Below are 15,123 nucleotides of genomic sequence, written 5' to 3' on the forward strand. Positions count from 1 at the left end.
GACGCAACATGGCACGTAACGGCAAAAGACGTCTTTTAGCAGAGATGAACGTCGTCCCGTACATTGACGTGATGCTCGTTCTCGTGGTGATCCTGATGGTCGCCGCCCCATACGTCAATCCTTCGATCGTCGATCTGCCGAAAGTCAATAAAGCGGCTCGCACTCCGGATAAAGTTGTCGAAGTCATTATCTCGCCAGACGGCAAACTCCAGATCCGCGATACCGCAAAGAAATTAACTCCGGTTGATTTCCCTCAGTTAGTCTCTACGGTCGAATCGATGCAGACCGACGGAAATCAGGTTCCGGTTGTCATTGCTGCGGATAAAACCGTCGCATATGAAAAAGTCATCGACGTGATGCGCAATCTACAAAAGGCCAACATCACGCGTATCGGTCTGTCATTGCAACTTGAAGGAAGCGGTGCCAAGTAATGGACGACTTATCTCCGAATCAAGCGAATCGGCTCTCAGGCGCTCAGGGTTATTGGGGCACGGCTTTTGTGCTCGCTTTAATCGCCCACGGGCTTCTTTTTGTGCTGCTCTTCGTTTCCATGCAATGGAGATCGGAGCCGACAGGCCCCGTCTATGCCGAACTGTGGAACGGCGACATGCCGGCAGCAGAAGCCCCGGCAGAGACGCAACCGGAACCGCAGCCTGAGCCGGAACCCGAGCCTCAGCCCGAACCGGAGCCCCAACCTGAACCTCAGCCGGAACCGGAACCCGCTCCCGAGCCTCCTGCTCCGGAAGAGCCTCAGCAGCAGCTGCCTCCGCCCCCGCCTCCTATCGCTCAGACGGATTTAGATCGTCAAGCCAATCTGCTTGAGGATCCGGACATCGTCCAAGAAAGACTCGACCGCGAAAAGAAGAAACAGGAAGAGGAAAAACAACGCATTCTTGAGCGCGAACGTCAGCTTCAGGAAGCCAAACGAGCTGAAGAGCAGCGCAAAGCCGAAGAAGCTCGCCAGGCTGAACTGCGCCGTCAGGAAGAAGAACGACGCATCGAAGAACAGAAGCGTCAGGAAGAGCTGAAGAAACAAGAAGAGCAGAAACGCTTAGCGGAGGAAAAACGTAAGGCTGAAGAAAAAGCAGAAGCCGAGCGCAAAGCCAAGCAGGAAGAACTCAAGAAGCAAGCTCAGGAACGCGAACGCAAGATCGCTGAAGAAAAGGCTCAGCGAGAAAAAGCCTTAGCTGAAAAGCGCAAGGCTCAAGAAGAACTCAATCGTCAGAGAGCCCAAGAACAGGCGAATGCCGCCCGCAGAAAAGAAATGCTCAGCCGCTTAACCGGCCAGAGCGGATCTGCCATGGGTTCAGGCTCCGGCGCCATGACGAACTTTCAGCAAGCCCAGTACAACAACCGTATCGTTGCCTGCATCCGTCCGCATATTACGTTTAATACGCCGGCCGGCGCCAAACGCGGAATGTACGTTGCCAAGTTCGATGTCCGACTGCTCAAGAACGGTCAGAAGGCTGTTCCGCCCAAGATGATCAGCAGCAGCGGTCTGAAGGCTTTCGATACAGCGGTGGAAAAAGCGATTCTGATGTGCAATCCCTTCCCCAAACCCCCGGTAGGAGACATTCCCTCTTCTATTACATTGACATTTGATCCGGTTGACGACGCAAACGGTCGTTAACCTAACGGAGACAGCCTATGAGTACCTCGGCAGCCGCATCCGCCGAAATCGCCAAAGTCGCACAAACAGCGGTTACGACAGAAGAACTTTTAAGCGGCGACAGCAACATCCTGGATCAACTCCTGCTGATGTTTGAAAAAGGGCTTAACCAGCCGATCATCTATTGGCAGCTGGCCTCCATTCTGGGCTCACTGTTTTTAGCTTGGCTGCTCGGCAAATACATCCGCATGCGGATTATTAAGCACTTAGCCGCCAATGAAATCATCGAAAGCGACGAGATCAAAGCGGAAGAAGGCGAAGCCCCTGTCAAGCCTGAACATCGCGAGAGCGCCTTCTGGGCAAAGGTAAGACGAGGCATAGAGACGCTGATTTTGCGGCTGAGTTTCCCGCTGCTTGGAATGTTCTTCATCGCGGTCAGCACCTTTACCGTGCGACTTTTCGGCTTGCTTCCTAAGAAAGCCCTGCCGCTGGAATCCATTGCGTGGCTGATTCTCGGGGCCTACGTTGTGATCCGCACGGTCGTATTTCTGCTGCACTCACTTTCGCGCAAATACAACAGCAGCCTGGATAACTTCCTGACGTTTTCGATTTGGGGCGGTGTCGCGCTTCAGATCGTCGGTGTACTGCCTAAGTGCGTCGAATTCATGCAGACCACCAAAATTCCGCTGGGAAGCACCAACGCAACGGTTTGGTCTGTCTTCCTTTCCGGCTTCTCGATTGCCTTAGCGCTCTTTATCGCGAAGTGGATCGGTCAGTTCTTTGAGAAATGGATAAACAGCCTTCCGACCATGGAGTCCAACGTCCGCGTTGTGATCATCCGGGTAGTCAAGGTCGTTTTAGTGACGATTGCGATTCTGATCGGTCTGGCTTCCGTTGGTATTGACATCACCGTGCTTGGTGTCTTCGGCGGTGCCATCGGTGTCGGCTTAGGTTTCGGCTTACAGAAAATTGCCTCTAACTACGTCAGCGGATTCATTATTCTTCTGGATAAGAGCATCAAAATCGGAGACTTGGTGAACGTTTCCGGCGTTGAAGGTATTGTGACGGACATCAAGACGCGCTACACAGCGGTTAAGGCTTACGACGGCAGCGTAACGATTATCCCGAACGAGAATTTCGTCACCAGCAGCGTTCGCAATACCTCGTACCTGTTGGGTCCGGGACGTGCGACCGTCATGATGAGCGTTGACTACAGCGCCGACATTGATGAAGTCATTGAGCTCATGACCGATATCGTCCGAAAACAGCCGCGCGTGCTGATCAATCCGGCGCCCTACACCATTCTGACGAACTTCGGAGCCGACGGTATTGAACTGACGTCGTACTTCTGGGTTCCCGACCCCGAAAAAGGCACCGCGACTTTGAGGTCCAACATTGGTCGCGCGATGTTCCGTGAATTCAACAAGCGCAAGATCAACATTCCGTTCCAGCAGAGGGATCTGCATATCATTTCGATGCCGGAAGTGATATGCAAAGTCGAAAACGACGTTCCTGCCCCATCGAAGTCCGAAGCAAAAGCAGGAACATAACGGTTTCTAACCTCTAATCAATCTGAAAAGTCGAAGCTCAGCCCTTCGACTTTTCTTTCTTGAATCTCTAATCCTCAAGTCCAACATCTTTCAAATTTTTCCGATATGTTTCGCAAGTTAGGCCCGTGGTTCATATTCGTCGCTGCATTGTTCGTCATGAGTTTAGGTATCGCACTCGTGACTCGAGGCAATCTCGGAACCACGCCCATCAGCTCTCTGCCATTAGTGTCGTCTTATGCCAGCGGCTTAACCTTCGGTGAAACTACTTTCTTCATTAACTTGCTCTTTGTTGCTGCACAGTGGCTGCTGCTCCGAAAATCCATCAACAAGCTTCTACTTCTCTCGCAAATTCCGATCACATTCGCCTTCTCTTACTTCATCGATACATCTATGCAGATCACTGAGTTCTTGTCTTCAGATATTTATTGGAAATGTTTTGCAGTCTCGATGCTTGGAAACGTGGTTCTCGGACTCGGCGTTGCTTTAGAAGTGTTTGCCGGCGCCGCAGCGTTACCCGGGGAAGGACTCGTACTTGCGGTCAGTACGGTTCTGCACAAGCCATTTTCATCCGTCAAAATCGCCAATGACGTTATTTTGGTTTTGTTGGCTTTACTTCTTAGTTACTGCGTTTTCCACGAAATACGCGGGCTGCGGGAAGGAACTGTTATTTCGGCGTTATGCGTCGGCATCTTTGTGAAATTCTGGCTTGCCGGTCTTACAAAACTTTTCAAGAGAGCGCCAGCGGACACAGAGTAACTTTTAGAGCTTTCCAGCCGCAGCGGAGATCGGAGAATTTAAATCAGGCTCGATGAGTCGGAATCGTCAGCTTCAAGGCCTTGCTGATTCTAAATATCGTTTCGAATTTAGGTGATCCTTCGGGGCTGAGCGCTCTGTACAAACACTGCTTTGAGAGACCTGTCTCCTTTGCGAGCTGAACCATTCCTTTAGCCTTCACCATTTCGCCAAGTGCCCTTCTAACGAGTGATCCATCTCCCAGATCTTCTTCAACACAGGCCTTGAAAAAAGCTTCGGGATTGTTTTCCGTATTGATAAGGTAGTCCTGGATGTCAAATTCTTTGCCAAGCTTCGTAGTCACGCTTTGTACTCTTCAAGTAAGTTCCTCGTCGAAACCTTCAGCGAAAGTTTAAATGAACGCAGGCTTTCTTGATTGAACTCGGCAGCCTCTTACGCGGCTACCGACTCCAGCTGTTGAGTTTTGCATTGCATTAACCGTTGAATTTGGGACTTGAAGCTGAGTAATGGGCTAACGGGGTTTTCCTCATAGTTCGCTTTTTACTATTGACTTCCTCCCCTCCATAAATGAAGAGGATTCCTACCGCTTCTCCGACAGCCGTAGCTTAATGTCGAAGTTGCCTCGGCGGGTTTCTGCTTCAGCGGGATTGCCCAAAGGAGTACAGCTTGGTTTTTGCACGTTCTCCAAAAGGAGTTTCACGTGCGTGGACACAACCGTATACTCCTTCAGGTCTCACATCTCTCCACAGACTTCACTTCGGGACAGCCCGCCCCTAGATCTGAAAAGATAAAGCCAGTTTAGCATAGCCAGTCCTTCGGACTGGGCCCTTATTTCACCGTCTTAATAACGGTGCTTTACGGGCCTAGCTGGTAAAAGCCTAGTAAAAACAGTCCATAGGCAGAATATCTCAAAATGATTTTCTATAAATTCGATAGTTTGATAATCGAATTTATTGATTTAATGCGTCAAAATTTTTCGCTCAAGACTACTATATTTATATCTGTTAGAGAGCGAACATTTCGCCTTTCGCAAAGACAGAATAACTTGTGAACCGAGGTCGGAAGAAATAACCCAACCCTGCTGACAATTTTCTCGCTACTACTATGATGCAAAGAAGAAAGATTAGGCCTTGGAGCAAATTACAGAAAGAAGTGTATTTGCTTGTCGATCCAAAATTAGACTTTCAGATCCATTGTGTAGCCTACCGAATGGGAAGCCAATATGGAAGTACTGACTTACCAAGGTATTGGATCACGTTAGACAAAGAAACCATCTTCGATTATCCGAAGCACTTTATCCATTCCGAAGGCCCAGACGAAAACTCTCGTATCGCTTACGAAGCTTTATCTATCTATCCGTATAGCAGCGAAACCTCTGAGATTTCGAACATGCTTCGAGAATACATTGATACGCCTTTGTCGGAATTAATGACTAAGAGATCATTGGGGACTCACAGACATTCTTCGAGCCGCCGATAGACGAATAGGTCAAAGAAGACTGGCAGAGTTAGCAGAAATCGTCAGCAACCCAGCCGCACAAAAAATTCTGAAGCAGAGGATAAATACATACAAGGAAAAGCAGAGGAAAGCCGCAGAAGCAGACGGCTTCTGAGCCAGCCTCGGAAGGACACCTAAAGAAATTAAAAGGGCGCCAGAAAATCCCTGCAGCAGGTTTTCCGACGCCCTAAAAGGAAACGCTTCTTCGCTTAGCGGACTTTGATCTTGGCGATCAGTTTGTCAGCGATTTCGGTGACAGGAACGTTTTCGTTCTGGAGATCTCCGCGGTGAGCGTATTCAACTTCACCGTTCTTCAGGCCGCGGTCACCGATCGTAACGCGATGCGGAACACCGATCAGTTCCCAGTCAGCGAACATGACCCCGGGACGCAGACCTCTGTCATCGAGGATGACGTCAATGCCGGCTTCGCGCAGACGACCGTAAAGCTCGTTAGAAGCCTTCTGAACTTCTTCGCTCTTGTCATATCCGACGGGGCAGATCACTACGGTGAACGGAGCAATGCTGTCCGGCCAGATAATGCCTTTATCGTCGTGGCCTTGCTCGATAGCTGCGCCCAGCAGACGAGAAATACCGATACCGTAGCAACCCATCTGAAGCAGCTGGGGCTTGCCGTTTTCGTCCAGGTAAGTCGCATTCATCGGAGCAGAATACTTGTCGCCGAGGAAGAATACGTGGCCGACTTCGATGCCGCGCTGCATCTTGAGCGTGCCTTTGCCGTCTGGAGAAACATCGCCTTCAACGACGTTACGGATATCAGCAACAACATCCGGTTCTCTCAGGTCACGGCCCCAGTTCACGCCGCGGATGTGATAGCCCTCTTCGTTGGCGCCGACAATGAAGTCGCTCATGTTGGCAACGGTTGTATCGGCAACGATGGTGACATCCTTAGGAATACCGACAGGGCCGAGATAACCCGGTTTAGATCCGAAGGTATCTTCAATTTCCTTGTCGGTTGCAAAGCGGAATCCGCCCTTAAGCGCTTCCAGCTTTTCGGCTTTAACTTCATTAAGAGTGTGATCGCCTCTGAGAAGCAGAAGAACGATTTTTGCAGGCAGCGGATTGCCTTTTTCGTCCTGGTGATCAACTGCCAAAACAATAGATTTAACGCTGGCTGTCAGCGGCTTATTCAGAAGTTCAACAACAAGCTCGCACTTGTCGCGGCCCGGAGTCGGAACCTTTTCCATGGTCTCTGTGGCTTCTGCGCGTTTTTCGATCAGGCAGGGAGCTTCGGCCAATTCGATATTGGCAGCGTATTCGCTGTCCGGGCAGAAAACGATCAAATCTTCGCCGGTATCAGCGATCACCTGGAATTCCTGAGAGCGAGAGCCGCCGATGGAGCCGGAGTCAGCGCGCACTGCTCGATAAACCAAACCCAAGCGATCAAAGATGCGGCAGTAAGCTTCGAACATCTTGTCGTAGCTCTTGCCGGCGTCTTCAGCCGTACGGTCAAAAGAGTAAGCGTCTTTCATGACAAAGTCGCGGCCGCGCATCACGCCGAAACGAGGACGACGTTCGTCACGGAACTTTGTCTGAATCTGGTAGAAGTTCACCGGGAGCTGACGCCAGGACTTGATTTCCTGACGAGCGATGTCGGTCACGACTTCTTCGCTGGTAGGCTGAAGAACAAAGTCTCTGTCGTGTCTATCTTTAAAGCGAAGCAGTTCAGAGCCGTACTTCTGCCAGCGGCCGGTTTCCTGCCAAAGCTCAGCAGGCTGGACGATCGGCATCAGAAGTTCGATGGCGCCGGCACGGTCCATTTCTTCTCTGACAATACGTTCAATCTTCTTCAAAGAGCGAAGGCCCATCGGCATGTAGTTATAGACGCCGGCTGCAAGCTTACGGATCATGCCTGCGCGAAGCATCAGCTTCTGGCTAACGATTTCTGCATCTGCAGGAGCTTCTTTCTGTGTTGAAATAAAAAATTGTTTTGCTCTCATTACGAATTCTCAAAAACGAGCCGGCAGGCCGGCAGTCTACGATTAGGTTCGGATCTTATGACTTCTTTTCCTGCCTCTATATAATGGGCAGACACAAATAAGTTATTTTAAAGTTTTTATGCTTGATCAACATGGATACCGACCAAACGTCGGGATTATTTTGACCAATCCTCTCAAACAAGTTTTTTGGGGGAAACGTTTGGGTCAGCATTCCTGGCAATTTCCGCAGGGCGGTATCAACCGCGGGGAATCGCCTCGCGAAGCCATGTTCAGAGAGCTTTGGGAGGAGCTTGGTCTCTTTGAAAACCAGGTCCGTATCATCAGCCGCACCGAAGACTGGCTGCGCTATGACGTTCCCGACCGCTGGATTCGCCGCGATCTGCGCGGCATCTACAAAGGCCAAAAGCAGATTTGGTTCCTCTTAGAGTTTCTCGGTAAAAACAAAGACATCAACTTGAAAGCCACCAACCATCCGGAATTTGAAGCCTGGAAATGGAATGACTATTGGGTTCCGCTGAGCCAAGTGATTGACTTCAAGCGCGGTGTTTATAAAGAAGCTCTGAAGGAATTAGCTCCTGCTCTCTTCACAGATAAAAAACACCTTGTTCCGCCTGCAGGATGGGAAAAAGCGGAGGGGCCGGGACACTTCCGCCTTTACAAATAATCGTCTTTACGAGATCACTTGTTCATCACGACCATGTTGTCCTGATGAATCAGCTCTCTCTGTTCTAAGTAGCCTAGCTCTTCCACAACTTCATCGCTGTGCAGTCCCATGATTCGGCGGGACTCATCGGAGCCATAGTTAATCATGCCGCGGCAGATTTCCTTGTCGTTTTGATCCACGACTTGAATGATTTCGCCGCGAAGGAAGTCTCCGATCACAGCTTTAACACCGACCGGCAGCAGGCTCTTGCCTTTGCGGACAGCCTCGACGGCACCCTCATCAATAACGAGCTTTCCCTTCAGCTGCAAATGGTCAGCCATCCACTGGCTGCGGGCAGACATCGGTTTGCGATCTGTCTTCAGAAGCGTTCCGATGGATTCTCCCTGAGCTAAACGGACTAAAACATCAGGAATGCGTCCGCTGGCAATAACAGTTGAGGCTCCGCTGCGAGCTGCGCGTTTAGCGGCAAGCACTTTTGTCTGCATACCTCCCTTACCAATGGAAGAACCGGCGCCTCCGGCCATTGCTTCATAGATCGGATCTCCGGCTTCGCCGACTTCCACTAATTTGGCTTCAGGGTTGGAGCGCGGATCAGCGGTGAAGAGGCCGATCTGATCGGTCAAGATCACTAAGACGTCGGCATCAATCAAGTTGGTTACCAGTGCGCCCAAGGTATCGTTGTCACCGACTTTGATTTCGTTAGTTACGACCGTGTCGTTCTCGTTAATGATCGGAACAACTTTGAGATCCAAGAGTGTGGTTAGCGTCTGGCGTGCATTTAAGTAACGCTCACGGTCTGCGAGGTCAGCATGCGTCAACAAGATTTGAGCTGTGCGGATGTCGTAGCGCTCGAAGCTTTTTTCGTAGGCTTCGACAATACCCATTTGTCCGACAGCTGCGGCTGCCTGGAGTTCGTGCATTTTTTTCGGACGTTTGGTCCACCCGAGACGAGCCATTCCTTCTGCAACCGCACCGGAGCTAACCCAAACGACCTGTTTTCCCATTTCCTGCAGCTTAGCGATCTGAGCCGTCCAACGGGCAATCGCTTCCGTATCTACCCCGTGACCTTCATTTGTCACTAAAGAAGAGCCGACTTTTACGACAATTCTTTTTGCATCGTTCCAAATCTTGAGGTTTTCTTCCATCTCGTTTCATCCGATCTTATTGACGACAGCACTCTTTCTAAGCGGATCATAAACTTCACTTGCTTTTTGTTGTATTAACGGCGTCGTCGTGATTAGAGCTGTTCAGTATATCCAAAATCGCTTTAAACAAAAATGCTTCCACTTAAAGTACAAAATCAAAAAAGAAAAACCGCCGGGATTTTGTTTTCTCAGCGGTTTGACCAAATTCACCGGCAGCTTACTTTTGCTCACCTTCTTCAGGCTCTCCGCCTTCGGGCGGGAAGACTTCTTCGTCTTCATCAAAGCGGACATCCGGTTCGCTTTCTTTGATGAGCTGTCTGCGCTGTTCGTGAATATCTTCAGCAATTGCTTTAACCAAAGCTTCAGTGCCTTCACGGGTCACAGCAGAAATCGCAAACATCGGAACATCCGTACCGAATGCTTCACGGTACTTATCCACGACATTGGCTCTTTCTTCTTCAGGAACCAGGTCCATCTTGTTAAGAACAACCCAACGGGGTTTGTCTGCCAATGCCGGATCAAACTTTCTCAGTTCTTCAACGATGGCGCGAGCAGCTGCGATAGGATCTTCTTCGGTATCGAGAGGTGCTACATCAATGACGTGCAGCAGCAAGCTGGTTCTGGAAAGATGACGCAAGAACTGGTGTCCTAAACCGGCGCCCTCGGATGCACCCTCAATCAGTCCCGGAATATCTGCAATCACAAAACTGGATTCCGGACCTGCACGAACAACGCCAAGATGCGGATGCAACGTTGTAAAGGGATAATCGGCGATTCTAGGTTTGGCGTTAGAAACCGCGGAAATCAGTGTGGACTTGCCTGCATTCGGAAGACCTAACAAACCGACGTCCGCCAATACTCTCAGTTCAAGCTTGAGTGTTCTTTCTTGGCCCGGTTCTCCGGGAGTGCATTGACGAGGAGCACGGTTGGTAGAGGTCTTGAAATGCAGGTTGCCCAGACCGCCTTTACCGCCTTTGGCAAGAAGGGCTTTTTCACCGTTCTTATCCAAGTCGGCAATTGTCTCACCGGTATCCAAGTCGGTAATCACGGTTCCGACCGGAACACGAAGCTCAATATCGGGAGCACCTCTGCCGTAGCAGTCACTGCCGCGGCCGTTTTCGCCGTTCTTGGCTTGGAACTTACGTGTGTAGCGATAATCGATCAGAGTATTCAGGTTTCTGTCGGCAACGGCATAAATAGAGCCGCCGCGGCCGCCGTCTCCGCCGTCGGGACCGCCTTTAGGAATAAACTTTTCGCGTCGGAACGAGGCAACGCCGTTTCCGCCCTTACCCGCAAAAACTTCAATTTTCGCTTCATCTACAAATTTCATTTTTTATTTCCTGTCCGTGAGGACTTATTAGGTATGGAGTTGATGATAGCCGTAGAAAAAAATCAGCGCCCCGTTCCCTGCTAGGAATGGGGCGCTTCTTTGTTTGATTCGCGGTCTAATTAAGCAACCGGAACAACGTTAACGTAGTGACGGTTCAGACGTCCGTGAACAACGAACTCGACCTTACCGGCAACTTTAGCAAACAAAGTGTGGTCACGGCCCATACCGACGTTTTCACCGGCATGGAATGTGGTACCGCGCTGACGAACAATGATAGCGCCCGGCTGAATCATTTCAGAGCCGAAAACTTTAACGCCAAGACGTTGTGCGTTGGAATCGCGGCCGTTACGTGTAGATCCGCCGCCTTTCTTATGTGCCATTTCAAATACCTCTTACTTAAAAATCCAATTAGGCCGAAATCTCATCAATCTTGAGTTCGGTGTAGTTCTGACGGTGACCAGCACTCTTCATGGAGTGTTTACGACGACGGAACTTGAAAATACGAACTTTTTCATGACGTCCTTCAGACAGGACTGTGGCAGTAACAAAAGCGCCGGGAATCGTCGGATTACCAAGCTTAAGGCCTTCGTCGTTTTTAACAGCGAGGACTTCCACGAGTTTGATCTGGGAGCCAACGTCACCCGGAAGGGTTTCGACCTTAACCTTGTCGCCAACAGCAACAGTGTACTGTTTGCCGCCGGTTTTAATAATTGCGTACATGTATATACCTTTAACACTTCAATGCAGTCTGCGTTCTGCTGAAGCCTTTTTGTTTGCTCAAATAACTTAACGCGCAGAGTGCGAGATTATGCTCGAAAAATTTCGTATAGTCAAACGGTTAAAGATGTTTTTTTGTTTTTCTCAACGCCAAACGGATTGTCGGGTTGAATTCTCAGAAAAATCTCGTTTTTGTGTCTTTTAGTGTCAGCAGTCAAAGAAAAATAGTTAATATTTGACTTTGTTTTATTTAGCGCCCATAGGAATTTTTCAATGAGTCAAGTAGCAGCCGCCGTTCAGAGAATCATCGCCCCGATTTCGGAAGATTTACTCGCCGTTGATCGGGAAGTTATTGATGATCTTCAGAGTGACATCCCGCTGATTAAAAAGATAAGCGACTACATCGTTACAGCCGGCGGCAAACGAATGCGTCCGATCGTCTTAATGCTCATTGCACGCGCTCTGGGCTACCAGGGAAAAGAGCATATCTTCCTTGCAACGATGATTGAGTATGTGCACACAGCCAGTCTGCTACATGACGACGTTGTTGACGAAAGCGACTTAAGGCGCGGAAAGCCGACTGCCGGATTTAAATGGGGAAATGCGCCTGCGATCTTAACCGGCGACTTTATGTATTCACGCGCCTTCCAATTAATGGTCCGCACTCAAAACTTACGTATTTGCGAAATCGTAGCCGGCGCCGTAAACCGCGTTTCCGAAGGTGAGGTCATCCAGTTGCTCAACATTCATGACACCACATTAGACGAAGCTCGCTATTTTGACGTCATTGAAAGAAAGACCGGTGTTCTTTTTGAGGCAGCAGCCCGCATGGCCTCCGTCGTTGCCGGCGCCTCTAAGGAAGTAGAAGACAAAATGGCTGAATACGCTCTTTGTCTCGGCCGCGCCTTCCAAATTATTGATGACGTGCTTGACTACACAGGCACTAAGGTCAATATCGGTAAAAATTTAGGCACCGACCTTCGCGAAGGAAAAATGACGATGCCACTTATCTACGCTTTGAGACATTGTTCCGAAGAAGATGCAAAGATTATTCGTACTGCAGTCAGCAGCAATGATCCGGACTTAGAAAGCGTAACCCGCGTCATTCTGGCTTCCGGAGCCATTGATGCGTGCATTGAAGCTGGCAAAAAAGAAGTTTCTCGAGGAATTGATGCATTAAATTGCTTACCGACTAGCGCATTTAAAAATTCTCTGATAGAATTGCTTTCCTTGACAGTTGAGAGAGATCGATAGGTCACTCGAAACGCAAGAATCGGAGTGTAGCTCAGCCTGGTAGAGCACTGCGTTCGGGACGCAGGGGTCGGAGGTTCGAATCCTCTCACTCCGACCACATCGGAGTGACAAGCAATGACAAGTCATACAGAAAACTCCGTAAATGTCGCTTTTTCGAACACCTTTTAGTAAATCTCCCTGTGACAAACCGTGACAACCAGTGCCAAACAATGACATGGTTTTAGGATGACTATTTTTATGTCTGTTAAAATTATAAAAAACAGCACTCTCAATAGTCATCTATGCCACAAAGAGCGAAAGAGTTATCTGCACTTGCCGTTAAACGACTTACCGAGGTTGGGTTTTACTTTTTGGGCGGAGTGCCGGGCTTTGCCCTCAAGGTCCAAAAGAACTCAGCCAGTTACGTTTTAAGATATTCGGATGCCTACGGAAAAAAGCATGACGTTTTCATCGGTCCGCGCTCTGTTCTGAGCTTATCCCAAGCACGGGGTATTGCATTAGAGCTGAAAGCCAAGATTCTTGCGGGAAGAGATCCTCTTGAAGAAAAGAAACAAGCTCGACAAAAAATCAAAGAAGAGAAAAAACAACAACAAATCCCAAACTTCGAAAAAGTAGCTAATGATTGGCTTAAGGATCGCGCAAGAAACGGATTTTTCCGAAACAACCCGGAAGGTGAAATCCGAACGTTTTGGGTTTTAAATCGGCATATTTTCCCAAAACTCGGGGCTAAATCTATCAATGCAATAACACCTGAAATGATCAGGGATATTATCGGTCCTTTATGGGAAACTAAAACAAACACTGCTCAAAAAGCACTAACCTACTTACGGCAGATTTTCAACTGGTCAATTGCTCTTCGGATTAGGGAAGACCGCGAAAATCCCGCTGATTTGAGATCTGCGCTAGGTGTTCTGCTGGAACCTCAAAAACGAAATCGACGCGAAAAAGAAAATCATGCTGCCATCAGCGTTGAGGAGCTTCCAGCGCTTTATGCCGCGCTGGATAAACTTCAGGGAACCTCTCCTCGTGCTTGTCAGTTCGCGATCCTTACCGCTTCTCGATCCAAAGCGGTACGGCTCGCAACTTGGGATGAGTTCGATCTCGAAAACAAGACATGGAATATTCCGCTTGAACACGACAAAATGAAACAAGCGAAGAGAGACAGAACCATCCTTCTTTCCGACGAAGCAGTCCAACTACTTAAAGATTTGCCAAGATACACCGGACAAACAAAAGTCTTCTTAAGTAATCAAATGCAAACATTGTCTGATATGACTATGTCGATGGTTCTTAGGCGATTGCATAAAAAACAAAAAAATATAGACGGAATCGGTTGGATTGATAAGGAAAAAACCAAGAGAACCGGAAAAGATTGCGTCGTTACTCCTCACGGTTGTGCACGCGCAACTTTCAGAACCTGGGCAAAAGACGACACTATTGGTAACAATAAAAGCTTTGATCAAGAAGCCGTAGAGCTTTGTTTATTGCATTCAAAAAGAGACGTCTATAACGGTGCTTATGACAGGGCGAGGCTCTTAACCGAAAGAAGAAAAATAATGGATGCCTGGGGAAAGTATTGTATATCTGCGGTTCGAGAAAAAACATCTCAAATAAAAGGCTCGTGAGCAACAAACTCTATTCTGTAGACGTGATAGACTACGTGTCTTTGGTGAAATCGGGGTGTAGCTCAGCCTGGTAGAGTACTGCGTTCGGGACGCAGGTGTCGGAGGTTCAAATCCTCTCACCCCGACCATCACATTTTTATATTAGTTCTCGTCTTTGCGCTCTTCAAAATCTTCTCCATTTTGTACAAATGATTTTCGATAAATGAGCTTAATTTGGCAATTTGGAGCTTGAGTTCTTTGAATGGGATTGACCTTTTCTCGCGATCGTCCACCAATATATTCAAGGCATGAGCAATTTGGTTTAAGTTGACTCCGATTTTATTCATCGCAACTGTCGAATCGATAACGGCCTCCCTTTCTTTTTCCAACAACATTATCGTACCTAGAAGATCCTTTCTAAGAAGCAACGTAAGGTAACCTTGTTTAGAAACGCCGAACTCTTTGGCTCTGCAATCTAATGCGGCCAGCTCACTTTTTGTTAACCTTAAGAAAAGAGGAATCTTTTTCTCTTCTGGGAATTCTTCTGCTTTGGCTTCAGAAAAAACAGTCCTAATAACACTTTTGTCCAAAGAGTTTTTCTGGCCTTTCAGCTTTTCTTCGATAGTTGCATTAATAAATGCCGAAAGACTTTCTCCGGATTTTTTCGCATACTCCTTGGCAGCATCTTTTGTTTCCGTTTGAACGCGAGCCGTAAGAACACTGGTTTTCTTTTCTGAACCTCTTTTTGGCATGACTAACCTTTTTGGAATTAACTCAGATCGTGTGTAACGTATCCACCGAACGCTCCCGCGTTCGACCGCCTTGGCGGTGTGGCAGGACAACCGAAAATGAAATTTTCGACCGAGCCCTCGGCGAGGTGTTGATGCATCTATGGTATCAAATGTATACATTTGATATCAAGATGCGATCCTGCCTTAGCAGTAGTTAGTCGTACATCCTCAGTAGTTATCCACAATTCAGCTTGCCAAAATTGTGGATAACTACTCTGACTGCTGAGAGTTGTCCTCATTTTCACTCGGTG

The 15,123-nt window shown here is 48.5% G+C and carries 15 protein-coding genes and 2 tRNA genes; 10 read left to right on the forward strand and 7 right to left on the reverse strand.

Annotation, left to right across the window (positions count from 1 at the left end; genetic code table 11):
- The first annotated feature begins 8 nt into the window (after positions 1 to 8).
- The 4 genes from HMPREF9439_RS07325 to HMPREF9439_RS07340 all read left to right on the forward strand — a co-directional run bounded on the left by HMPREF9439_RS07325 (position 9) and on the right by HMPREF9439_RS07340 (position 3,915).
- Entirely contained in the window at positions 9 to 431 is a 423-nt protein-coding gene (locus HMPREF9439_RS07325; protein ID WP_008812153.1) for a biopolymer transporter ExbD, read from the forward strand.
- A complete protein-coding gene (gene tolA, locus HMPREF9439_RS07330) occupies positions 431 to 1,630 on the forward strand; it encodes a cell envelope integrity protein TolA (protein WP_008864364.1) in 1,200 nt (399 codons plus the stop codon). The genes HMPREF9439_RS07325 and tolA overlap by 1 nt, the downstream gene beginning before the upstream one ends.
- 17 nt (positions 1,631 to 1,647) lie before the next feature.
- A complete protein-coding gene (locus HMPREF9439_RS07335; protein WP_008864365.1) occupies positions 1,648 to 3,159 on the forward strand; it encodes a mechanosensitive ion channel family protein in 1,512 nt (503 codons plus the stop codon).
- A 105-nt stretch (positions 3,160 to 3,264) separates the two neighbouring features.
- Positions 3,265 to 3,915 (forward strand): YczE/YyaS/YitT family protein, encoded by a 651-nt coding sequence (locus HMPREF9439_RS07340; protein ID WP_008864366.1) that lies wholly within the window; start codon positions 3,265 to 3,267, stop codon positions 3,913 to 3,915.
- Positions 3,916 to 3,958: 43 nt separating this feature from the next.
- Here HMPREF9439_RS07340 and HMPREF9439_RS07345 read toward each other — a convergent pair whose 3' ends face one another.
- Positions 3,959 to 4,255 carry an addiction module antidote protein gene (locus HMPREF9439_RS07345; RefSeq protein WP_008864367.1) on the reverse strand — a complete coding sequence of 99 codons (297 nt, stop codon included), beginning with the start codon at positions 4,253 to 4,255 and terminating at the stop codon, positions 3,959 to 3,961.
- 764 nt (positions 4,256 to 5,019) lie between these two features.
- On the opposite strand from HMPREF9439_RS07345, the gene HMPREF9439_RS13645 reads away from it, so the two are divergent.
- The gene (locus tag HMPREF9439_RS13645; protein ID WP_302987784.1) at positions 5,020 to 5,391 is read left to right on the forward strand and encodes an SF0329 family protein; all 372 of its coding nucleotides are present in this window, start codon (positions 5,020 to 5,022) and stop codon (positions 5,389 to 5,391) included.
- Positions 5,392 to 5,618: 227 nt separating this feature from the next.
- On the opposite strand, the gene HMPREF9439_RS07350 is transcribed toward HMPREF9439_RS13645, so the two are convergent.
- A complete protein-coding gene (locus HMPREF9439_RS07350) occupies positions 5,619 to 7,367 on the reverse strand; it encodes a proline--tRNA ligase (RefSeq protein WP_008864370.1) in 1,749 nt (582 codons plus the stop codon).
- 118 nt (positions 7,368 to 7,485) lie between these two features.
- On the opposite strand from HMPREF9439_RS07350, the gene HMPREF9439_RS07355 reads away from it, so the two are divergent.
- Entirely contained in the window at positions 7,486 to 8,031 is a 546-nt protein-coding gene (locus HMPREF9439_RS07355; protein ID WP_008812160.1) for an RNA pyrophosphohydrolase, read from the forward strand.
- Positions 8,032 to 8,045: 14 nt separating this feature from the next.
- Here HMPREF9439_RS07355 and proB read toward each other — a convergent pair whose 3' ends face one another.
- The 4 genes from proB to rplU all read right to left on the reverse strand — a co-directional run bounded on the left by proB (position 8,046) and on the right by rplU (position 11,226).
- Positions 8,046 to 9,176 (reverse strand): glutamate 5-kinase, encoded by a 1,131-nt coding sequence (proB, locus tag HMPREF9439_RS07360; protein ID WP_008864371.1) that lies wholly within the window; start codon positions 9,174 to 9,176, stop codon positions 8,046 to 8,048.
- Between the two features lie 217 nt (positions 9,177 to 9,393).
- Positions 9,394 to 10,506, reverse strand: coding sequence for a GTPase ObgE (obgE, locus tag HMPREF9439_RS07365; RefSeq protein ID WP_008864372.1), 1,113 nt, complete (start codon positions 10,504 to 10,506; stop codon positions 9,394 to 9,396).
- Positions 10,507 to 10,625: 119 nt separating this feature from the next.
- Entirely contained in the window at positions 10,626 to 10,886 is a 261-nt protein-coding gene (gene rpmA / locus HMPREF9439_RS07370; RefSeq protein WP_008812163.1) for a 50S ribosomal protein L27, read from the reverse strand.
- A gap of 28 nt (positions 10,887 to 10,914) precedes the next feature.
- Positions 10,915 to 11,226: a 50S ribosomal protein L21 gene (gene rplU / locus HMPREF9439_RS07375; RefSeq protein WP_008812164.1), complete on the reverse strand. Its 312-nt coding sequence runs from the start codon at positions 11,224 to 11,226 to the stop codon at positions 10,915 to 10,917.
- Positions 11,227 to 11,496: 270 nt separating this feature from the next.
- On the opposite strand from rplU, the gene HMPREF9439_RS07380 reads away from it, so the two are divergent.
- The 4 genes from HMPREF9439_RS07380 to HMPREF9439_RS07395 all read left to right on the forward strand — a co-directional run bounded on the left by HMPREF9439_RS07380 (position 11,497) and on the right by HMPREF9439_RS07395 (position 14,230).
- Positions 11,497 to 12,477, forward strand: a complete 981-nt coding sequence (locus HMPREF9439_RS07380) for a polyprenyl synthetase family protein (RefSeq protein ID WP_008864373.1) — start codon at positions 11,497 to 11,499, stop codon at positions 12,475 to 12,477.
- A 20-nt stretch (positions 12,478 to 12,497) separates the two neighbouring features.
- A tRNA-Pro gene (locus HMPREF9439_RS07385) sits at positions 12,498 to 12,574 on the forward strand.
- 184 nt (positions 12,575 to 12,758) lie between these two features.
- Positions 12,759 to 14,102, forward strand: a complete 1,344-nt coding sequence (locus tag HMPREF9439_RS07390; RefSeq protein ID WP_008864374.1) for a tyrosine-type recombinase/integrase — start codon at positions 12,759 to 12,761, stop codon at positions 14,100 to 14,102.
- A 51-nt stretch (positions 14,103 to 14,153) separates the two neighbouring features.
- A tRNA-Pro gene (locus HMPREF9439_RS07395) sits at positions 14,154 to 14,230 on the forward strand.
- On the opposite strand, the gene mobC is transcribed toward HMPREF9439_RS07395, so the two are convergent.
- Entirely contained in the window at positions 14,231 to 14,992 is a 762-nt protein-coding gene (gene mobC, locus HMPREF9439_RS07400; RefSeq protein ID WP_087941999.1) for a plasmid mobilization relaxosome protein MobC, read from the reverse strand.
- Between the last annotated feature and the right edge of the window lie 131 nt (positions 14,993 to 15,123).

Source organism: Parasutterella excrementihominis YIT 11859 (assembly GCF_000205025.1).
In the GTDB taxonomy this organism is placed as follows: Bacteria; Pseudomonadota; Gammaproteobacteria; order Burkholderiales; family Burkholderiaceae_F; genus Parasutterella; species Parasutterella excrementihominis.

Coding starts and splice junctions, on each gene's coding strand:
- rpmA (WP_008812163.1), bottom strand. CDS start 10,886: ATGGCACATAAGAAAGGCGGCGGATCTACACGTAACGGCCGCGATTCC.
- HMPREF9439_RS07340 (WP_008864366.1), top strand. CDS start 3,265: ATGTTTCGCAAGTTAGGCCCGTGGTTCATATTCGTCGCTGCATTGTTC.
- HMPREF9439_RS07335 (WP_008864365.1), top strand. CDS start 1,648: ATGAGTACCTCGGCAGCCGCATCCGCCGAAATCGCCAAAGTCGCACAA.
- rplU (WP_008812164.1), bottom strand. CDS start 11,226: ATGTACGCAATTATTAAAACCGGCGGCAAACAGTACACTGTTGCTGTT.
- HMPREF9439_RS07390 (WP_008864374.1), top strand. CDS start 12,759: ATGCCACAAAGAGCGAAAGAGTTATCTGCACTTGCCGTTAAACGACTT.
- mobC (WP_087941999.1), bottom strand. CDS start 14,992: ATGTATACATTTGATACCATAGATGCATCAACACCTCGCCGAGGGCTC.
- obgE (WP_008864372.1), bottom strand. CDS start 10,506: ATGAAATTTGTAGATGAAGCGAAAATTGAAGTTTTTGCGGGTAAGGGC.
- HMPREF9439_RS07380 (WP_008864373.1), top strand. CDS start 11,497: ATGAGTCAAGTAGCAGCCGCCGTTCAGAGAATCATCGCCCCGATTTCG.
- HMPREF9439_RS13645 (WP_302987784.1), top strand. CDS start 5,020: ATGCAAAGAAGAAAGATTAGGCCTTGGAGCAAATTACAGAAAGAAGTG.
- proB (WP_008864371.1), bottom strand. CDS start 9,176: ATGGAAGAAAACCTCAAGATTTGGAACGATGCAAAAAGAATTGTCGTA.
- HMPREF9439_RS07325 (WP_008812153.1), top strand. CDS start 9: ATGGCACGTAACGGCAAAAGACGTCTTTTAGCAGAGATGAACGTCGTC.
- HMPREF9439_RS07350 (WP_008864370.1), bottom strand. CDS start 7,367: ATGAGAGCAAAACAATTTTTTATTTCAACACAGAAAGAAGCTCCTGCA.
- tolA (WP_008864364.1), top strand. CDS start 431: ATGGACGACTTATCTCCGAATCAAGCGAATCGGCTCTCAGGCGCTCAG.
- HMPREF9439_RS07355 (WP_008812160.1), top strand. CDS start 7,486: ATGCTTGATCAACATGGATACCGACCAAACGTCGGGATTATTTTGACC.